At 63.6% G+C, this 19,396-nt stretch carries 23 protein-coding genes and 1 tRNA gene; 8 read left to right on the top strand and 16 right to left on the bottom strand.

Annotation, left to right across the window (positions count from 1 at the left end; genetic code table 11):
- Position 1: 1 nt before the first annotated feature.
- The 9 genes from HBA99_RS05880 to HBA99_RS05840 form a co-directional block, all read right to left on the bottom strand.
- Entirely contained in the window at positions 2-415 is a 414-nt protein-coding gene (locus HBA99_RS05880) for a helix-turn-helix domain-containing protein (RefSeq protein ID WP_070951420.1), read from the bottom strand.
- Positions 412-666 carry a hypothetical protein gene (locus HBA99_RS05875; RefSeq protein WP_070951421.1) on the bottom strand — a complete coding sequence of 85 codons (255 nt, stop codon included), beginning with the start codon at positions 664-666 and terminating at the stop codon, positions 412-414. Before HBA99_RS05875 ends, HBA99_RS05880 begins: the two co-directional genes overlap by 4 nt.
- Positions 656-841 carry a hypothetical protein gene (locus HBA99_RS05870; RefSeq protein ID WP_070951422.1) on the bottom strand — a complete coding sequence of 62 codons (186 nt, stop codon included), beginning with the start codon at positions 839-841 and terminating at the stop codon, positions 656-658. Before HBA99_RS05870 ends, HBA99_RS05875 begins: the two co-directional genes overlap by 11 nt.
- Positions 842-1,144: 303 nt before the next feature.
- Positions 1,145-2,950, bottom strand: a complete 1,806-nt coding sequence (locus HBA99_RS05865) for a hypothetical protein (RefSeq protein ID WP_070951423.1) — start codon at positions 2,948-2,950, stop codon at positions 1,145-1,147.
- On the bottom strand, positions 2,947-3,306 hold the full coding sequence (locus tag HBA99_RS05860; RefSeq protein WP_234798041.1) for a DUF2742 domain-containing protein: 360 nt from the start codon (positions 3,304-3,306) through the stop codon (positions 2,947-2,949). The genes HBA99_RS05865 and HBA99_RS05860 overlap by 4 nt, the downstream gene beginning before the upstream one ends.
- Positions 3,299-4,138, bottom strand: a complete 840-nt coding sequence (locus HBA99_RS05855) for a tyrosine-type recombinase/integrase (protein WP_234798042.1) — start codon at positions 4,136-4,138, stop codon at positions 3,299-3,301. Before HBA99_RS05855 ends, HBA99_RS05860 begins: the two co-directional genes overlap by 8 nt.
- Positions 4,139-4,161: 23 nt before the next feature.
- Entirely contained in the window at positions 4,162-4,416 is a 255-nt protein-coding gene (locus HBA99_RS05850; RefSeq protein ID WP_131822801.1) for a hypothetical protein, read from the bottom strand.
- Positions 4,417-4,431: 15 nt separating this feature from the next.
- Positions 4,432-4,716: a hypothetical protein gene (locus tag HBA99_RS05845; RefSeq protein ID WP_070951425.1), complete on the bottom strand. Its 285-nt coding sequence runs from the start codon at positions 4,714-4,716 to the stop codon at positions 4,432-4,434.
- Positions 4,716-4,922, bottom strand: coding sequence for a helix-turn-helix transcriptional regulator (locus HBA99_RS05840; RefSeq protein WP_070951426.1), 207 nt, complete (start codon positions 4,920-4,922; stop codon positions 4,716-4,718). The genes HBA99_RS05845 and HBA99_RS05840 overlap by 1 nt, the downstream gene beginning before the upstream one ends.
- 123 nt (positions 4,923-5,045) lie before the next feature.
- Here HBA99_RS05840 and HBA99_RS05835 point away from each other — a divergent pair, with 123 nt between their 5' ends.
- Together HBA99_RS05835 and HBA99_RS05830 are read left to right on the top strand one after the other, a co-directional pair.
- Positions 5,046-5,552, top strand: a complete 507-nt coding sequence (locus HBA99_RS05835; RefSeq protein WP_081347606.1) for a helix-turn-helix domain-containing protein — start codon at positions 5,046-5,048, stop codon at positions 5,550-5,552.
- Positions 5,536-6,711: a site-specific integrase gene (locus HBA99_RS05830; protein ID WP_070951427.1), complete on the top strand. Its 1,176-nt coding sequence runs from the start codon at positions 5,536-5,538 to the stop codon at positions 6,709-6,711. Before HBA99_RS05835 ends, HBA99_RS05830 begins: the two co-directional genes overlap by 17 nt.
- A gap of 39 nt (positions 6,712-6,750) precedes the next feature.
- Here the strand turns inward: HBA99_RS05830 and HBA99_RS05825 are convergent.
- Positions 6,751-6,824, bottom strand: a tRNA-Leu gene (locus tag HBA99_RS05825).
- A 297-nt stretch (positions 6,825-7,121) separates the two neighbouring features.
- On the opposite strand from HBA99_RS05825, the gene HBA99_RS05820 reads away from it, so the two are divergent.
- The 6 genes from HBA99_RS05820 (at position 7,122) to HBA99_RS05795 (ending at position 14,051) form a co-directional block, all read left to right on the top strand.
- On the top strand, positions 7,122-8,231 hold the full coding sequence (locus tag HBA99_RS05820) for an AbiTii domain-containing protein (RefSeq protein ID WP_131822802.1): 1,110 nt from the start codon (positions 7,122-7,124) through the stop codon (positions 8,229-8,231).
- Positions 8,232-8,512: 281 nt separating this feature from the next.
- Positions 8,513-9,343 carry a hypothetical protein gene (locus HBA99_RS05815; protein WP_070926049.1) on the top strand — a complete coding sequence of 277 codons (831 nt, stop codon included), beginning with the start codon at positions 8,513-8,515 and terminating at the stop codon, positions 9,341-9,343.
- 596 nt (positions 9,344-9,939) lie between these two features.
- Entirely contained in the window at positions 9,940-11,781 is a 1,842-nt protein-coding gene (locus HBA99_RS05810; protein ID WP_070951429.1) for a fatty acyl-AMP ligase, read from the top strand.
- An 85-nt stretch (positions 11,782-11,866) separates the two neighbouring features.
- The gene (locus tag HBA99_RS05805; protein ID WP_030094602.1) at positions 11,867-12,346 is read left to right on the top strand and encodes a hypothetical protein; all 480 of its coding nucleotides are present in this window, start codon (positions 11,867-11,869) and stop codon (positions 12,344-12,346) included.
- Between the two features lie 2 nt (positions 12,347-12,348).
- Positions 12,349-12,867 (top strand): ImmA/IrrE family metallo-endopeptidase, encoded by a 519-nt coding sequence (locus HBA99_RS05800; RefSeq protein WP_030094601.1) that lies wholly within the window; start codon positions 12,349-12,351, stop codon positions 12,865-12,867.
- Positions 12,864-14,051 (top strand): MAB_1171c family putative transporter, encoded by a 1,188-nt coding sequence (locus HBA99_RS05795; protein WP_070951430.1) that lies wholly within the window; start codon positions 12,864-12,866, stop codon positions 14,049-14,051. The genes HBA99_RS05800 and HBA99_RS05795 overlap by 4 nt, the downstream gene beginning before the upstream one ends.
- Here HBA99_RS05795 and HBA99_RS05790 read toward each other — a convergent pair.
- The 6 genes from HBA99_RS05790 to eno all read right to left on the bottom strand — a co-directional run bounded on the left by HBA99_RS05790 (position 13,978) and on the right by eno (position 19,319).
- Complete coding sequence (locus HBA99_RS05790; protein ID WP_081347607.1) at positions 13,978-14,850, bottom strand: sulfite exporter TauE/SafE family protein; 873 nt, start codon at positions 14,848-14,850, stop codon at positions 13,978-13,980. The two genes, HBA99_RS05795 and HBA99_RS05790, sit on opposite strands and share 74 nt — an antisense overlap.
- Positions 14,847-15,737: an alpha/beta fold hydrolase gene (locus tag HBA99_RS05785; protein ID WP_070951431.1), complete on the bottom strand. Its 891-nt coding sequence runs from the start codon at positions 15,735-15,737 to the stop codon at positions 14,847-14,849. Before HBA99_RS05785 ends, HBA99_RS05790 begins: the two co-directional genes overlap by 4 nt.
- A gap of 216 nt (positions 15,738-15,953) precedes the next feature.
- The gene (locus HBA99_RS05780; RefSeq protein ID WP_109494331.1) at positions 15,954-16,898 is read right to left on the bottom strand and encodes a Ppx/GppA phosphatase family protein; all 945 of its coding nucleotides are present in this window, start codon (positions 16,896-16,898) and stop codon (positions 15,954-15,956) included.
- A gap of 5 nt (positions 16,899-16,903) precedes the next feature.
- Positions 16,904-17,383 (bottom strand): DUF501 domain-containing protein, encoded by a 480-nt coding sequence (locus tag HBA99_RS05775; protein WP_070951433.1) that lies wholly within the window; start codon positions 17,381-17,383, stop codon positions 16,904-16,906.
- On the bottom strand, positions 17,380-17,910 hold the full coding sequence (locus HBA99_RS05770) for an FtsB family cell division protein (protein WP_070952322.1): 531 nt from the start codon (positions 17,908-17,910) through the stop codon (positions 17,380-17,382). Before HBA99_RS05770 ends, HBA99_RS05775 begins: the two co-directional genes overlap by 4 nt.
- Positions 17,911-18,026: 116 nt before the next feature.
- On the bottom strand, positions 18,027-19,319 hold the full coding sequence (gene eno / locus HBA99_RS05765) for a phosphopyruvate hydratase (RefSeq protein WP_070951434.1): 1,293 nt from the start codon (positions 19,317-19,319) through the stop codon (positions 18,027-18,029).
- Positions 19,320-19,396 lie beyond the last annotated feature (77 nt).

Genomic DNA, 19,396 nt, shown 5'->3' with positions numbered 1-19,396 from the left:
ATCAGCCTCGCTTGGCGGCCTGCCGCTCTGCGCGTTCGGCAACAGCCTGCGCCGGATAGACCCAGCCCCGGCCCGCGCGGTGCGCCGGTAGACGGCCCCGGCGCGCCAGATCACGCACGTTCTGCGGCGTGCAGCCCAAGATCCGGGCCGCTTCGACGGAATCGACAAGGTCATACATGCCACTGTGAGACGAACTCAGATGCCCGCCAACACCACTGACGCCACCACTTGCGCTGCGTGTCGAATCACTTGCGCCCACAGCAGCTTTCCGAAGACGTGCCTCGGCATCCAACAATGTCGGGGAGGCGCGCAGACCGTGCTCGCCGAGCACCACCAGGAACCGCGCCAGCGCCTCGGCCACATACCGGGCATCGTTGCTGTCCAGTAGCACCACGCCCCGCAACCCGGTAATCACAGGCTCTCATCGCCTTCATCGGCGGCCCGCTGCACCAGATACGACCGCAAGTTGACCACCACACGCTCACGCACAGCGACCGGAATAGGCAACTCGGCCACCACCGTCATGGCCGCAGTCAGCAGCCCCAGCGCTTCCGTCGCACCCTTGCCCGGTGCGAACACGTCGAAAACAACCTCCTGCAATCCCCACGAATCCCCTTGCAGTACATGAATTAACAGCTGTACCGCACACTCCCGTTCAGCGGCCATCAGCCGGTGCCTGCTCGGCGCTATCGGCAGCTGCGTTGAGCGTGTGCGCCAACGTGCGGGCCTCAGCGGGCGACGCGGTGAACCGCATCCAACCGAACTGCACAAACACTCCCGGATCAGGTGTGCGCACCGCCCACGCCTTGGCCTCGATATCGCGAGGCCGATGCATCTTCACTCGAACCACTCCTTAACTGGTATGTTAGCTGACTTGTCGGTCGCCTTTGCTGGTTTCGCGGCTGCGGTCATCGCGCGCCGCGTTCAAAAAAAACCTGACGGGAGCCTCCGGGGGTCAGGAAGGCCCCCCACCTGAACATTTTCAGGGGGATGGGCTCTGACCTGCAGTTATGACACTCGGCGGTGTGTGCATTGGTGCTGGTCAGGGACTTAGTGGCCCGTCGGCTGGTCATCACCATGACATCACACCTCCATCGTGTTTGCTGGCAGTGCCAGCATGTTTGCTGTGCGACTGGTGGTTGAGTCATGCGGATGTCTCCTGGTTGGCGGTGTCGGTGATGGTCCAGATGGTTTTCCGTGAGTCGCCGCCAGGATCGGGTGCGGACTGCACGCGGCCACTGCCCAGGAACACCCTGCGTGCCGCCTCCCATGAGTACCCGGCCGACTCAGCCTCTACCGCTTGCCTGGCTTGTTCCTTATCGAGTGATTCCGTGTTTGCCGGAAGGGCGTCGAGGTAGTCGTTCACCCACTGGATCAGTGGCTTGTATCCGGTGGTTTGTCCGGTCAGTGAGTAGACCTTGCTGGCACCGTCCTGGCCGATGATGGTCATGTCATCGTGTGCTGTGATCGCGTTTCCGATCGAGCTTGGCGAGTACCCTTGCGCCTTCCCTTCGGTATACACAGTTAACGAAGAGACAGTAGTTTCGCCCCTCGTCACGAGGTCTGCGATGTAATCGGCGAGCCATTGTGGGCACAACCGCTTCGGACGCTCAGAGTCGGACGACCTGCGATAATCCAGCTCAGTCACCGTAGCAGCGGGTACACCGTGTACTTGTGGGACACGGGCATTGACCTGTGCTTTTGGGGGGTGTACCTCGGGGACCCGTGTACTTTCGGAAGTGAGCGCGTAGCTCTCGCCGTTGGTGACTTCTTCAACATGAATCTGCCCATCTGCGATCAGCTCAGCTAACGCCGGATCGAAATGCTCTCTTAGGTCAGCTTTGAGCCTGCGCCGTAGGTTGTGGCGGGCCATCGCGCCGTCGCGCTCGAGCCACCGCAGTACCGCCTTCTTGGCTCTGTCGAGCTTGTGATCGGAGATGAATTGCTCCCCGGCCGCCCGAGACATCGCACGGTCGCGCACCTTTGCCCGTTGGGCCTTCTTGGCCTCCGAGACGATCCAGTCGCGGGTGCGGTCGGAGTGCGCCATGACGACCTCGGAGAGCTGCCAGTCCAGTTCGGAGACCACCGAGCGGTGGTGCAGGATCGCCAACAATGCCGCTACCTTGCAGCGGGTCAGCATCCAATGGCCGTCTAGGGCATCGCCTTCACCGCGTTGGCGGGCCAGGTGCGCGGCGATGATCGTCTGCCGGATCTCTGGCGGGCCGTAGACGATCTCGGTGACGATGTCGGGGTCATCGTGCCGACGGGTCAGCAGACCTGGCACGTGATGGTTGAGCGGCTCGGGATCGGCCACAGAGTCGGCGGGCATGTCGGGGTCAATGGTCAGCGCCCACAGGAACCGTTGTGGAGTGCCGCCAGTGGTGTCGTTGAAGATCACGCCGGTGTGGCCTGGTTGCGCTCCAACCGATAGGCAACCTCGATACGAATGGGCGGGCACGTTTCGGCTATTGCCCCTGCTGGCATTGGTGGAGCCGAACTGCTCACCCATCGCGAAGGCCTTCATCGTGCCGAGGGTTGTTGAGCCTTGGCGCGATTCCAACCCGGTTAAGACATCGATCTCAGAGCAGCTGAAGATCGCGTTAGTGACGCGCTCGTTGTCTTCGGACTCCATGCCGCGCAAGGTGAACGTCTCAGCGATACCCTCACCTGAACCGATCGGCAGCTCTTTGACGCTGCTAGGCCACGCCAGCCGGGCCACCTTGTCGCTGATGCCCTTACCGCCACCGGACGGGGCAACGAACGCGCACAACAGATTCAACGACGCGCGCCCACCGATCACGCCAGGTAGCTGCACATGTGGAGCGACTGATGCAGCGACCCGCAGCAGTACCGCAAAGAACACCGCCCACGGCGCGGCATACCGGGCCCGCGCCCACCGATAGATCGTCTGTAGTTCCGGGGTAGCGGTGAAGAACTCGTCGTCGGTCAAGATGCCCTCTCTCGGGGGATGTAGTTCGGGCCGCGCCCGGCAAGGGTCCGATGTGAAATCCGACCCCAGTCCACGGCAGCGGCAACAGCTTTCGATGCCTCAGCTGAGGCAATCTGGTCAAGCTCGCAGCGCAGCGCCCAGTGCTCACCGGAGATCGCCACCGCCAGCAGCTTGCGCGGATCCCCGTCGGATAACGCGCACCACCTCGGAGTGCCAGCGGCAGGTAAGGCCGTGAATTTCGTTGACGCCACCAAAATTGCCACGAACTCGTGCACCGGCCACCAGCTGACTTCTCGAGATTCAGGCGAGCGCCCCGGCGATGAAACCGGGGCCCCCATCTTCTTGCCGTCACCCACGGGCACCTCCGGGCACAACGAGCCGTGCCACAGCCTCTACGCGCCGTTCATCGCGCACCGCGGTATAGATCGCCGTCGAGGCCAGGTTCTCGTGCCGCAACAACGTCTGTGCCGTCCGCAGATCCGCGCCCGAATCCACCAAACTGGTACCAAACCAATGCCGCAGCCGGTGCGTAGCCCCATGAATACCCGCGCGGTCGAATACCTTGCTGATCGTGCCGGTGACCGACTCCCGGCGCACAGGTTGACCGAGCACCGTGTGACTGGGAAACCACCAGCCACGGCGCGGCATCGTCTCTGCGACCTCGGCCAGCAGCGGGTGCAACGGGATCCAGGCGCCATGGCCGCCCTTGCCGATCACATGCACGGTGCGCGCACCGAGGTCCACATCCTGGCCGCGCACCTTGGCGATCTCATGGGCACGCAACCCCGCATAGGCGGCCAACAAGATCATCACCCGCGTGCGCCGGCGCATCCGCAAGGCCAGCACCGAGGCCAGCTCCTCGTCGGTGATGGGCCTAGGGACTCCGCGCGGCATCCGGGGCTGCGGCAGCGTGGCCATGGCATCGACGCCGCCCTCAGCGGCCAGCCAGCGAAAGAAACCACGCAGATGCCCGTGATAGGTGTATCGGGTACGCGCCCCGAACCGCTCACTAGCCAGGAACCGTGAAATCGCCAGAGCTGGTGTGGATTCAATCGGAGAAGACAACACGTTCTGAAACCGGCACAACGTCAACATCGTGTCGGTGATCGTGCGATCCGACAACCCACGACCTTGCATCCAGATCGCGTAACGCTCAATCGGCGGCAGCTGGGGCCGCGTATCACCCACGTCAGGCACCAACACCAAAGCAGTCACCGGCCGCCCCCAACCGCCAGACGGTCAGCAGCCCGATCAATCAGCCACACCGCCACACGCAGATGCCGCAGAGCCTCGGACAAATCCACGCACGAGAACAACGGCGCATCATCGGGCAGGCCCGTAAGGGCCTGCCCGATGTCCCCAGCAGCCAGGGTGGCCAGGTTCACCGCGCGATCAAGAAGTAGATCAACCTCGACTGGATCGATCACCAGCCCTTCCACAGGCCCGGTTATTGCAGGTAGACTCATCAACGAACTCCTTACTTATCGGTTGGGTTGTTCGGAACGCTCCCGGCCCGGTGCTCTAACACCGGATTCCGCTGGGAGCGTTCGCATTTCAGGGGTGCTGGTCGCTACCAGCCGGACATCAGCGCGGTACTCGCGCTTACTGCCGTCGTAATCAGTGACCGTGATCGCGATGGACTTGCCCTCGGCCTCGACATAAACCGTCGAATCACACACCGCCCTACCGTCAACGTCACTATGCGGCAACGGGAAACACTGCGAAGCAGCCGCCAAACGGGCGGCAATCAGCGCGGCCTCCGCCATCACGCTGCACCCCGAGGGTCGTCGGTACGCTGGCAGGTGTTCGCGTCCAGATAGGCATGCACATCGGCCCAGCGGTAGATCACCTTGCGGGGACCAACGCGCACAAACTTCGGGCCCACGCCCCGGTAGCGCAACTGCGCTAGACCAGCCTCGCTGGTATGCAGGTACGCCGCCACCTCCTTCGGTGTAGCGGTGTCAGTCGTCATAAATCGCCTTTCTTTGGTGATCAATCGTTAAAGTTTGACTGTTCATGCTCAGAGAATCACAGTCAACTCCTGTTGTCAACGATTGCCTGTTGACTGACAAAGTTTGTGTGTCACCATGGACCCATGGCTGGACGAGCACCCGAAATCGGGGCAACCGCGCACACGGTCGCCGGAAACGTTGAACGGTTGCGAAAGGTGCGGAACCTGACGTGGACTCAGCTATCGGAGCGGCTTGAATCCTTGGGCTGGAACCTAACACCAGTAGCCATCAAGAACATTGAGTCCGTCAAGCGCAGGGTGGACGTAGACGACCTCGTGGCTTTGGCTGCTGCACTTGGTGTTTCACCAGCTACATTGCTTGGTCCACCATTTACGGAGCCAACTGAGAGCGCGGAAGTATTGAACCTGGAGGTGAACGCCGTACTCCTATGGGAATGGCTACGAGGAAACAAACCGCTCCCCGGCCAATCACTGAACGAATTCTTATTCACCTCATCACCGCCATGGATCGTGCAAAGGATGCTGCACCATCTCCAGAAGGAAGAAGAAGCATTCGCCGCCGAGGCACGCGAGGAGCTACTTGAGGGCGCTTTTGGTCCAGACCGGAAACCTGATGGCGACGATAAGTAAGTACGAGACCGCAAGCGGTGCAATGCTTTACCGCGTCCGCTACCGCACCCCAGACCATCGTCAGACCGACAAGCGCGGCTTCAAAACCAAGCGCGATGCCGAAGCGTTCGCAGCAACGGTCGAGGTGGATAAACTCACCGGCAGCTACGTCGCACCAGCGCTCGGCAAGATCACCGTCGGCGCGCTAGGGCCGGACTGGCTGACGCGGCAGCAGGGAATCATCAAGCCGTCGGCGTTCCACTCAGTCGAGTCGGCCTGGCGAGTGCACGTCGAAACACGCTGGGCGGCAACAGCTATTGCAGATATCAACCACTCGGCAGTACAGGCGTGGGTAACCGGATTGGCCACCAAGCGCAAGGGAACTGTCGTAATCACCGCGTACTCCGTACTAGCCCGCATTCTTGACGACGCGGTGAAGGATCGTCGGCTTGCGGTTAACCCGGCGCGTGGTGTGAAGCTACCGGCGCGAGTGAAACGAAAGAACATCTACTTGACCGCCGAGCAACTCCAGTGGCTCGCGGTCGAGTCGGGTCGCTACGGCTCCCTGGTCCTACTACTGGGCACTGCGGGCCTGCGCTGGGGTGAGGCCGCGGCATTGCGGGTTGGCGACGTGGAATTCCTGAAACGTCGAATCGTGCTGCATGAGAATGCCGTCACGGTCGGTGGTGATGTTCACGTGGGTACGCTCAAGTCGGGTAAATCTCGAACCGTGCCGCTGGCAGCGTTCGTAGTCGACGAGCTGGCCGCCACATGCAAGGGCAAGGAACATGGTGAGCTGATCTGGTCGGCGCGCGACGGTGGGCACCTCGGGCCGCCGTCATCGCATGACTCTTGGCTTTCAGGGGCGGTGGACCGCTGCCAGGCTGTCGCTGGCGCGGCCAGGGTCAAGGAGAGCAAGGGCGGCAAGGAACCGACCACAGCAGTGTTCCCGCGTATTACTGCCCACGCCCTGCGGCACACCGCAGCGTCCCTGGCGATTAGCTCGGGTGCCAACGTCAAGGTCGTGCAACGGATGCTCGGCCACTCCTCGGCGGCGATGACGTTGGATGTCTACGCCGATTTGTTCGACGACGATCTCACTGCTGTTGCCGACAAATTAGACGAAAGTGTGGGCAAAGTGTGGGCACAACGCTTACGCATTACCGGTCAGCAAACGTAAATATCGCATCTACCAGCATCAGAAGCGCTTTAGTTTCGGTGCCCCCAGTCGGACTCGAACCGACACTTGGCGGATTTTAAGTCCGCTGCCTCTGCCAATTGGGCTATGGGGGCCTCGCAGTTCAGACGTCTAATTGTTCTCCGAATTCGTCCTTATGATTCCTAAGTACCGCAGTGGGACCGCAGCCCCTTCGATCGCGGCACCGAGGACGTGAGCCACCGCGGCCAGAGTCCTCCGACAGCAGATGACCATACCGGTCCAGTGTCATCGCAGCCGTGGCGTGTCCAAGCAGTCGTTGCACTAAGACGGGAGCGCAGTGCCGGAGACATCGACGCTAGCTTTTGTATCTATCGCACGTGAACCCGTGCGCAGGGGAGGCGGCAGATTTAGGGTGGCGACGCTGTGCCATCGTGAAGGACTGCGAGTATGAAGGGGGACAAAGAGTGCCAAATCGCCGAGCAGAAGCATTACAACTGTCCGATGATCTGCTGACAGACTTTGAGTTGAGCCGTCTCGGCCCGACCGAACTTGTTCGCAAAGCCAGTCGTCTTGCACGGCTCTTGGACGACGACGATGCAATGGCATGGCTGGCCATAGAAATCTCAGGCTATGAGCCGCACACGACCGCAGCCGGGGTAAGCCGTCCAGCGTGGGCTGCTGCGGCTCGGTCGCACCGCGTCTTCGAGGATGGGGACGGAGCGAAGCGCGCGAAGACCGCATCTGTGAGCCATCTGGCTGCAATGGTTGAGTCAGGCAGGCTCCGGATGGCTGCTTCGGCTGACGCACCAGTCAGCGTCTCATCTGCGAACCCGAACCAATTTGTGGGCGCGCCAAGCGGTAACACGGTTGAGCGCAAGGTCGTACAGGAAGCCATCATCACCAATCAAGGGGTCCTGGACCGCGTGCTCGGCGCAATTCATGAATACGCGTCAGAAAAGTATTTAGAACTTCGCTTCGGCGATGCCATCGAAAGCTCATTCACCAGAATCCGCGAATCGGCAGACGGCGTACTCGTTGGCCTAGTCCCGGATTCGGCCAACCAGTTGGCCGCAGCTTTCGAGTTGGTGTCGTCCGACAAGCCTGACCATTGGAGTGATGCGGCAGCATACTGCCGAAAGCTCATCATCGCGGTTGCTGACAAGCTTGTGCCACCAGGTTCTGATATTGGCGGAAGGGCAAGTGGCGCAGAGAACTACGTCAATAGGCTGGTGTATTGGATCGAGCAACAGCAGCAGCAAAGCGAGACCCGCAACGGCGTAATCCTCTCGGACTTGAGGTACTACGGTGAGCGACTTGACGCCTTCGTCGATGCTGGCAACAAGGGCGCTCACGCATCCGTGACTCGTCGCGACGCTGACCGTTTCATCGTGGGTACATACATATTGCTATCTGACGTGGTGATGCTCGCGCCTGACGGCTTACTAAGGCCCGCTGCGGAATTGCCGTCTCAGTCGGATACCGATACCACCCTCGAAGGGGATCCGCAGGTTCAAAGTAGCGCTGCACCAACCGGCGGTTAAGGACCGATACGGACAGAGGCCTAGACACCGCCTGGCGTGTTGTGCTGACGGTCGTCGGCACAACACTCATTCCGACTCATGTTTCTCCATGTCGGGCAGACCCATAACAGGATTGTGTAGTTGAACTGCATCATTCGCGTTTTCGATTCCTGGCAGCTCCAAGGTATTGAGACACCACTCTGACAGCTGCGGCAATGACGATTGGTGACGAACGTCGGCTTGCCACCTACGATCAGAACAGCTAGCCGGGATCAGACTTTACCGACTTTGCAGGGGGCAGGGTGTCCGCAGAACATATCGCCGAGTTGGTGCTCGTGCCCATCGCGACTGGTCTGGTTGCGGCCTGGGTTTACGCTCGTTTCTTTCGTGCTCGTGCTGACCTAGCCGCAAATAAGAGCGTGACAGCGGCACACGACCGGGAGGACAACGCAATACCCGCCGCCACGCTGCATCTGACTCAATCACCTATTCCGGGGGTTGGCTGGGTGTCCGATGAAATAATCGACATACCGCTCGACACCGAGCCCGGCGTCTACAACACTCGGTTTCCAGGACACGATCGCGCTATCCTTGCCGACTTTCCATTCTCCGCGAACGGTGTTGACTACGTTCGGACATGGATGTCGTTCGACTTGACCGGCATCCACCGCACGGCAACCAAGATCACCCGGATACGAGCTGTCATTGATGAGCAGCGACCAGTGCCGACAGGAACCGTGTATTACGCAGTGCCTCAAGGTATCGGGGAAAAAGACATCATGGTGTTCGATCTCGGATCGCCTGATCTGGACGCCCGCACACAAGACGAAGACCGAGCCCCCACATGGGAGCACTACATCGACAAGAAGGTCACCACCCTGGCCGGTGGCGAGTCGATCGGCTTCATGGCGGATGTGCTAGCACCGCAGTTCGGCGCCGACATCCGGTACCACCTCGAAATCTGCTTCGCAGCCGGACCGCCGGTCACCATCTACAACGACGCCGGGACACCGTTTCGGATCGTGGGTTACCCCAGAACCGCCCAGCGCGCCTATATCGCGGCCGGTTCCGAACATCATGCCTGGCCCAGCTACCCGGATTACGGCGGCGAGCTCGAACCCGACGTCACCTAGAGACAGCCGGTCTCAACCCCCGGGGGGTGCCCCTGCACACCCGATACCCCGCCTTCAACCGCCTGGCGAGCGCCCCCTCTTCGGGAAATCTCCACAAAGAACAGTCCCGCGCCCCCGGCATACCGCAGCAGAATCATTTTCCGCCATCAACGATAGTTAACAACTGTCGACATATTGGCAGTTCAGACCCATTTTATGATGGTTGTCCCGCTGCTACCAATTGCCATAAATAGCCAGAAAGGCGGATTTTAAGTCCGCTGCCTCTGCCAATTGGGCTATGGGGGCCTTGCAGGTCAGCCCTAGTTCTACCCGGCGTATCCCGTGGCGCCAACTTCCGGCCCCGACCCTCACCGGCCTACGACAAAGATCACACCCCGGCGCGACACACTGGCGTCACATTGAAACTCTCCGACAGATAGTGATACCCCTTGTACAGCACCAGGATTCGAACGGACTCTGGTGTGATTCGTCACCAGACTGTGCGAACGCCGACATTGAAAGTTGCCGCCCGCTCCTCGCCCGACGGGTCACCTGCGAACCAAGAGATTCCTTAGTTAGCGCAGGTAGTGTTTTTCATCGTGAGTCGGGAGTTGGATATGTCAGATGCAGTGGCGGTTCGCCAGAGTGGAATTGAGGATTATCTCGACGCCCAGGGCTCGATCGACCTTCCTCCCGGCACCACCCTGCTCTCCAACTTCGCACACAACATCGCCGAATTCGGCGCCACCGCCGCCTACCGCTACCTGGACTTCACCCGCGACGATGACGGTGTCGCACTGGAACTGAGCTGGCTGGAGCTGGACACCCGGATGCGCGCGATCGGCGCCCGCCTGCAGCAGGTCACCCAGCCGGGTGATCGCGTGGCGATCCTGGCGCCGCAGGGTCTGGACTACGTCATCGGATTCTTCGCCGCCATTCAGGCCGGAAACATCGCGGTTCCCCTCTTCGCCCCCGAGCTGCCCGGCCACACCGAACGCCTCGACGCGGTGCTCGCCGATGCCACCCCGTCGGTCATCCTGACCACCGACAGCGCCGCCGAATCGGTGAACGCGTTCTTGCGCAAGCTTCCTCGTCAGCGGCGCCCGCGCGTCATCGCCATCGACGCGGTGCCGGACTCGGTCGGTGCGACATTCGTCCCCGCTGAACTCGACTCCGAGGACCTCGCCTACCTGCAGTACACCTCGGGTTCCACCCGTACCCCGGCCGGTGTCGAGATCACCCACCGCGCGGCCTGTACCAACGTGCTGCAGATGATCCTGGCCGGCGGCCTGGACACCAACATCCGCAGCGTGAGCTGGCTGCCGCTGTATCACGACATGGGCCTGATCATGATCCTGTTTCCCCCGTTGTGCGGCGGCCACATCACCTTGATGTCGCCGTTGGCCTTCGTGCGGCGCCCCCGGCGCTGGGTCAAACAACTGGCCACCGAGTCCGCGTTCGGGCGGGTGTTCGCCGCCGCCCCCAACTTCGCCTTCGAACTCGCCGCCCAGCGTGGCCGCCCACCGGCCGGCGAAACCTGGGATCTGAGCAATGTCGCGGGTCTGCTCAACGGATCTGAGCCGGTGACCATCTCCGCGATCGAGAAGTTCACCGAGGCCTTCGCCCCCTACGGATTCCCGGCCACCGCGATCAAGCCGTCGTACGGCATGGCCGAAGCAACGCTCTCCGTGGCCACCATCGCCACCGACGCACGCCCCAGCGTCATCTACCTGGACCGCGACCAGCTGGCCGAAGACCGCGCCGTACCCGTCTCACCGGACGCACCCATGGCCGTCCCGCACGTCTCCTGCGGTCAGGTGATCTCCAGCCAATGGCTGACCATCGTGGACCCGCGCACCGGAAACGAACTCCCCGAAGGAGAAATCGGTGAGATCTGGCTGCACGGCGACAACATCGGCCGCGGCTACTGGGGCCGCACCCAGGAAACCCAAGACACCTTCCACAACACGCTGAAGTCGCGACTCACCCAGCGCAGCCACGCAACCGGAACCGCCGCCGAGGCCCGCTGGCTGCGCACCGGGGATCTCGGGGTGTACCTGAACGACAACCTCTACGTCACCGGCCGCATCAAGGACCTCATCATCATCGACGGGCGCAACCACTACCCGCAGGACATCGAGGCCACCGCCTCGGAGGCCTCGTCCGCGGTGCGTTCCGGCTATGTCGCCGCCTTCTCCGTCGCGGCCAATCAACTCGCCGAAGCCGCCATCGCCGACACCAGCGAACGCCTGGTCATCGTCGCCGAACGCGCCCCCGGATCGGGACGGGCCGAACACGCCCCCGTCGTCGACGCGATCCGCGCCGCCATCTCACGCCAGCACAATCTGCCCGTGGCCGACGTCCGGCTGGTCGCCGCGGGTGCGATACCCCGCACCACCAGCGGAAAGCTGGCCCGTGGCGCGTGCCGCGCGGAATACCTCACCGACACCTACCGCTAAAACTGGCCTCAACTGTGCGTTGAATCACACTGGGAGTCTGCCCCCTCACGTTGAGGGCGCGCGGCATCGGTGTTTGACTTAGTAGATGGCCACTACGAGCCCGCCGCAGGTGTCCCTCCAGGACGCCAAAGCCGCCGACGCGAACCTCGCTGATCGCATCAATGCGCTCTTCCAGTCGCATCGTCGTCCCGACGGCCGGATGTGGACCAATGATGAGGTCGCCAACGGCATCAAGAAGGCGCACCCCGGCATCAAGGTCGGCGGCGCCTACCTCTCGGCGCTGCGCACCGGTAAGCGCGCCCGTCCCGCCATCGACCTGCTCGGCGCACTGGCCGACTTCTTCCGCGTTCCGCTCTCGGTGCTCACCGATCCCGAGCGCACCTACTCGCTCGATGAGCGTCTGGGTGCGCTGGATGAGACCACGCGGGACGAGGTGGAGCTGATCGCGTTACGTGCGATCGGCCTGAACAAGCAGAGCCTGGAAACAGTCGCCGCCGTGCTCGATCACGTGCGCGCGCTGCAGGGCCTGCCGACGGTGGACAACTCGGTCAGCAACGGGCAGTAATCATGCCGAAGATGCGTTGTGTCACAACCGATCTACGGTCCACTCGCGAACTTCAGGCTATCCACAAGCAGTGCACCCGCAAGCTGGCGGACCTGGGTCTGGACACGCTCACGACCGTCGAGGACATCCGCGCCCGCGCCAGTGAACTCAGCGAGCGCGATATCCAGTTGGTGCCCTACGCGCTCTCCGGCAGCGGCGTGCACGGCCTGCTGGTCCGCACCGACGCCACCGACTACGTAGTGTACGACAGCGACACCACCACCATGCATCGCGAGCACATCATCCTGCACGAGCTGAGCCATGTGATGTGTGGACACACCAGTTCAAGCAAGCGTGAACTGGCCGAAGTCCTCTGTCGTGAGACCTATCTCGACGACCAGGAGGTCGAGGCAGAAATGCTCGCCTCCATGATGGGGCAGCGCGTCAGTCCTGACAGCCACCGCCCCATCCCCGTCACGAACGCCAACCTGCGGCGCATCCTGGCATCACTCGTGCTGGAAGGCTCACCGGCGGCACCGTGACCTCAGTTTTTGAAGACTCCGCCGCGGCGTATTCGATAGCGGCCGTCTTCAGCTTTGGCGCCGTGGTCGTGGTTGCCGCCGCGATGCTGCGTTCGCGGGTCCGTCCACCCGCCTCGGTGGCACTGTTGTTGTCATTCCTTTTCAAGGGCATTGCCGTCACCTTGGCGACGCCACCGCTCTACGAGAAGTTCGACAACTTGGTCGGCGTGCACAACATGGGCCGGCTCGTCTTGAACCTCTCGGGCGGCATGGCGTGGACCGCATGCGTTCTCACGGTCATCACCTTCTGGGGTGAATCCGGCCCCCGTGCGGTGCAGCGCGCACGGCTCTGGGTCGGCATGGCAGTAGCCATCGGCGCCGCCCTGACTCTCTGCTGGTTTGTGGCACCGACTTCTGAACTGCCACAGGACTTCTACGCCTCGCACGGCAACAAGCCGGCCTGGGTGCTCTACATGCTGATCTATCTGATCACCTACGGCCTGGGCGCACTCCTGATCACCGTCAAATGCCTGCAGTACGCCCGTTTTCACGATGTCGCGTGGCTGCGACGCAGCATGCTGCTCACCGCGGCCGGAGCCGCCATGTGCCTGTTGTTCTGCATCATGCGGGCACACTCGGCCATCTACGGCATGATCACCAACGACAGCTACTCCTGGCAGCGTCTGGCCCCACTGGCCGCCACCATCGGGCAGATCCTCATCGTGGTAGGCCTTGCCGGACCGTCCTTCTCACAGCTGGTCACGTCGGCACGCCAACGCATCCAGGCCTACCGGCAGCACCGTCAACTCGAGCCGCTGTGGACCGCGCTGTATGAGGGCAACGCCCAGATCGCACTGGCACCGCCGCAGGCCGCCATCGGTGATCACAACTATCGGCTCTACCGCAGAATCGTCGAGATTCGCGACGGTCTGAGCGCCATCCGCCCCTACCTCACCGAAGACGCGTCCACCACATCAGCGGCGCACCAGATTCATTCGGCCATCGAACAACAACGCACCGCGCCGCAGCACGACAAGACCTCCGGCACCAAGATCATCGGCGAACGTACGGGCGCCAACCGCAAGGAAGAACTGAACTGGCTCCTGGACGTCGCCCGGGAGCTGCAGAAGATCAACCGCCAACACACGCCTGCGACGCCGGCGCCGGACTTGGTTTCGTCGTCGTCCGGGCAGACGAGCTCGTAAACACCCGCACGATCTCGCGGATAGCGATGAACACCAGATAGGACCCGAACACCAGCGCCAGCCAGCGCGCGTTCAGGGCGAGCGCCAACAGCGCCCCAATGACGGTGCCCGGCAACGCGAATGCCGCCAGCCGGAAACCAATCGGTGCATCGGCGGTGCCCTGACGCAGATGTGTGGTCGCCGCGACCAGCGCGTTGGGCAGCATCACCATCAACGAGGTGCCCTCTGCCACGTGCAGATCGGAACCGAACAGCACCAGCATCGCCGGAACCGTCAGCAGCCCACCGCCAAGACCCAGTGCGGCCGACCACGCACCGACGACGAAACCGACCACGGCACCGATAGCGATGACCGATGGCACATGGGCGAGCACCGCATCGGGAAGCAGTGCCTCACCCGCGGAGGGGTCGATGCCTGCGGCGCTGAGCAGCAGTTTGAGTGCGGTGGCCAGCAGCACAAAAACGAACAGCGCCTTGAGGATCCACTCGGGAATGCGGGCCACCAGCTTGGCTCCCACCACCGCGCCGATCACGCCGCCCGCCATCAGCCCGGCGCCCGCCACCACGTCCACCTTCGCCCCGTGCAGCGCGTAGACGGTGCTGCCCGCGATCGCGGCAGAGACGTTCGGCAGCGTCGAGGTGCCGTGAATGACGGCCCGGCTCAACGTGGTCGCCCGAGCCAGCGAGGGCACGGTGATCACCCCAGTGCCACCACCCAGCAGCCCGCCCGACATTCCGCCGAGCACCCCGATGCGGGCAAGCGTCGCAAGGCTCGGGCGCGGCCCAGGATCTCCGGTCACCCGGCTACCCGCAGCTTCTCGATATCGGAGAACTCGGACAGCCGGAAGAACGCCTCGGCGCGATCCAGGATGCGCTCGCGCATCGTCACCGTCTGCCCGTGGTTGCAGCCGTCCAGCAGGGCGAAGTAGGCACGCGGCATCCGGACGGCCGCCTCCCGCGACTCGGCCAGTCGCATGGGATCTTCGGACCCGGCGAAAAACAGTGTGGGCGTCTCGATTTGAAGCAGGACGTCTTCGGCGACACCCGGCTCGGCATCCCACTGCCGCAGCAGCGCCGCCAGGCCACGCTGGCCCAGGGCCTCGATGGTCGCCCGGAATCCCGAGCTCATCTGCTGGCCGCGGTGTGCCTCCCAGCCGTCGACGAAGGCCTCCAGACCGGACTCCTCCACCACGCGAACGGCGTTGGGGAAGATCAGAACGTCCACCGCGCCACGCTGCGGCCGGTGCGAGGACCCTGCCACCACCAGCGAGGTGAGCCGCTCGGGGGCCGTGGCGGCAAGGGTAAGCCCGATGCGCCCGCCCAGCGAGTAGCCGATGTAGTGCGTCCGATGAATGCCCAGGTGATCCATGACCGCGCAGACATCTCGCGCCGACGAGGCGATGGCGTATCCGCCGGGATGATCGGGCTTCTCGCTGGCGCCGTGCCCACGCACGTCGATGGTGGTCACCCGGTACTGCTGAGACAGCTGCGCGATGTAGCCGTGCTTAGACCACACGGCCGAGTTCTGCAGGCTGCCGTGCACCAACACCACATCGGCGACACCGGGCCGCGCGCGCCCATACGTCCGGTACGCGACCGCGGCACCGTCCGGGTCGGGCCGTCGCACGAAACCTGTTTCCGAAACTCCAATTTCGCGTACTTCGGCCTTCGACATCAATCCGGACATGGGATATCCAAACCTTCCGCACCTAATCAAACGTTGCTGATCCGGGCTCCGCGCGACGCTGCGCCTTCTCAACTGACCGTTTATGGAACTTCAACTGTCCGTTATCGGTCTGTGTTGATATATCAACTGTCAGTTGATTTGATCAACTTGTCAACTGGAGCAGGGGGTACATTGTCAACTGTTACGCAGGTCACACGGTTACGTGTTAAGGCCCGGTTACCTGCGTAAGGACATTGCGATGCCATCGAGGATGTCGTGCTCGCTGACCACCAGCTCGGTGATGCCGGCGCGGGCAGAAAACTCGCGCGCCAGTTCCTGCACGACGATCGATCCACCACCGATGACATCGACGCGTCCCTCATGCATCGGCCCTAGGGCGGCGCGCTGCGCGCGCGGCATCGCGATCAACTCGGACGTCACCTCGGACAAACGCTCCAGCGGCACCCGCGACAGGTGAATCGCGGCGGGATCGTAGGCGTCCAGCCGGTGCGCCAGCGCCGCCAGCGTGGTGAAGGTGCCCGCCACCCCCACCCAGGTTCGCGCATCCTGGACCGGCACCACCTCGAAGGTCCGCGCCAGCTGCGCGCGCACCGCATCGCGTGCTGCCTCGATCTCATCGGCGGTGGGGGGATCCGAGTGCAGGCACCGTTCGGTGAGCCGTACGCATCCGATATCGGCCGAGAAGCTGGCCCTCACCCCATCGGCATCGCCGATCACCGTCTCGGTCGATCCTCCGCCGAGATCCACCACAACGTAGGGTCCCGCCGCCGAATCCAACTCGCCTACCGCGCCGGCAAATGACAGCCCGGCCTCCTCGGTGCCCGTGATCACCTCCGCCACCGCCCCAGGAACAACGGATCCGAGCAACTCAGCGGTCATCGCAAAGAATGCCTCGCGGTTCGTGACGTCACGCGCTGCCGAGGTGGCCACCATGCGCACACGCTGCACCCCAAGGGAGCTCATCAATTCCGTGTACGCCCCGAGCGCCACCCGAGTGCGCGCGATGGCCTCCGGTGCGAACTCCCCCGTCGCGTCCACGCCCTGTCCCAGCCGCACAATCCGCATCTCGCGGTGCACATCGGTCAGCCGTCCGGCGTCGTCGACATCCGAGACCAGCAGACGGATCGAGTTGGTACCGCAATCCACGGCGCCAACCCGCACGGCAGTCACCAGACCTCCGGCAGCACACCCGGCATGGTGCCCAGCAGCTCGCGAATCGCCTCATCCCCCAGGGGATTGACTCCCGGCCCCACGGCAAGTGAATGCCCGATCAGCACATGCAGACACTTCACCCTGTCGGGCATTCCCCCGGCGGTCACGGTGGTGCCGAGCGGCTCGATGGCGTCACGCTCGGCGAGGTAGCTCTCGTGGGCGCGCTGATACGCGGCGGCCAGATCCTCATCGGAGGCAAGACGATCGGTCATATCGCGCATCAGGCCGCCGGACTCCAGACGGCTCGCCGCGGCCGTCAGAGCCGGGTGCGTCAGGTAGTAGAGGGTGGGAAACGGCGTGCCATCGGGTAGCCGCGGAGCGGTCTTGACGACGGCGGGCTCCCCGTTGGGACAACGGTAGGAGACCTCCAGCATGCCTCGCGGTGCGCGACCCAATTGCCTTGTGACCGCCGCGATATCGTCGTCGGAGATCACGGGATCGGCGCCGGGGCGGTCGGTATGGCCGTGGGCGAGTCGGCGATGTTGTGCCACAGGTTGGTGTACCACGGGTTGCCGTTGTCCACCGGCCCCTGGCTCTGCGGCTTGGCATCGACGGGAGTGTTCGGCAGCTGCACCTGGAACGGCACCTCACCCGGCATCACGAACCCCAGCCGCTCGCGTGCCTGGGCGGCGATATAGGCCGGATCCGCCAGCCGACGCTTCTTGTCCTCGAGCCCGGCAATCTGGTCGCGCAGCTGAGCTTCCGCGGCCGCCAGCTGACTCCGTTCTGCCTGTTGCGAGAAGTAGGTGCGAACCGGACCGGCCACCGTCAGGGTCAGCGCACACACCACGGCGGCAAGAACGGCGGCCCGGCGTGCGGTGGACCCCAGGCGCTGCTCGGACTGACGCTCGGCACTGCGTTCGATCGACGCGGCCACCGCGTCGGTAGCCCCGCCCGTCTTGGCCGCCTTGGCAGGAGCCGTCGGACCGCTGCGGGCGGGGCCGCGGACGACCTTCTGCACCGGCCGCTTGACCGGCGTCCGTTTACGGGCGGCCGGAGCCGGACCCCGCGACCTACCGGACGCGGGGCGGCGTTTGGAATCAGCCATAGCTCGGCCTCAGCCCGTCGGTTTGTCCGCTAGTCGGACGTCTCGATCGAGAACCGCGGGAAGGCAAGGTCTCCCGCGAAACGGGCGGCGTCCCCAAGTGTTTCCTCGATACGCAGCAGCTGGTTGTACTTGGCCACCCGCTCGCTACGCGCCGGGGCACCGGTCTTGATCTGGCCGCTGCCCACCGCGACCGCCAGGTCCGCGATGGTGGTGTCCTCGGTCTCGCCACTGCGGTGGCTCATCATCGTCTTGTAGCCGCTGCCGTGCGCCAGTGTCACCGCGTCCAGGGTCTCGGTGAGGGTGCCGATCTGGTTCACCTTGACCAACAGAGCATTGGCGGCGCCCCGCTCGATGCCCTCTTCCAGGCGCTCGGGGTTGGTGACGAACAGGTCGTCGCCGACCAGCTGCACCCGGTCACCGATCGCCGTGGTGAGTGCCACCCATCCGTCCCAGTCGTCCTCGGACAGCGGGTCCTCGATGGACACCAGCGGGTAGGCGTCGAGCAGCTCGGCGTAGAAGGCGCCCATCTGCTCGGCGGTGCGCTTCTCCTTCTCGAAGCTGTAACCGTCTGCGGCGCTGTAGAACTCGGTGGCCGCGACATCGAGCGCCAGCGCCACATCCGAGCCCAGCTTGAGGCCCGTCGCCTCGATCGCGGTGCTGATCAGATCCAGCGCGGCCCGCGTCCCGGCGACATCGGGGGCGAACCCGCCCTCGTCACCCAGTCCGGTGGACAGGCCCTGCTTCTTGAGCACGGACTTGAGCGAGTGGTACACCTCGGTGCCCCAGCGCAGCGATTCCTTGAAGCTGGGCGCACCGATAGGCGCCACCATGAACTCCTGGACATCGACCCCGGTGTCGGCGTGCGCGCCACCGTTGAGGATGTTCATCATCGGCACCGGCAGGATGTGCGCGTTCGGGCCACCCAGGTACCGGAACAGCGCCAGCCCGGCCGAGTCGGCAGCAGCCTTCGCCACTGCCAGCGAGACGCCCAGGATGGCGTTGGCGCCGAGGCGCGACTTGTCCGGGGTGCCGTCCAGATCGAGCAGCGCCTGATCGATCAGGCGCTGGTCATCGGCGCTCTCGCCGATGATGGCCGGGGCGATCTCGTCGAGCACGGCGTTCACGGCCTTGGTGACGCCCTTGCCGCCGTAACGTGCGTCGCCGTCGCGCAGCTCAACGGCCTCATGCTCACCGGTGGAGGCACCCGAGGGGACCGCCGCCCGTGCGAACGTGCCATCGGTCAAGGCGACCTCGACCTCGACGGTCGGGTTGCCGCGTGAATCGAGGATCTCGCGGGCGCCTACCTGCTCAAGAATCGGCACTGTCTCTCCTTAGGGGTGCTGCGGTTCCGACGTCGTATGTTGATGAGCCACTCGGGCGAAGAACATCGGGTACAGAC

The sequence above is a fragment of the Mycobacteroides chelonae genome, from assembly GCF_016767715.1.
In the GTDB taxonomy this organism is placed as follows: Bacteria; Actinomycetota; Actinomycetes; order Mycobacteriales; family Mycobacteriaceae; genus Mycobacterium; species Mycobacterium gwanakae.
This window is presented reverse-complemented; position numbering and strand designations above follow the sequence as displayed.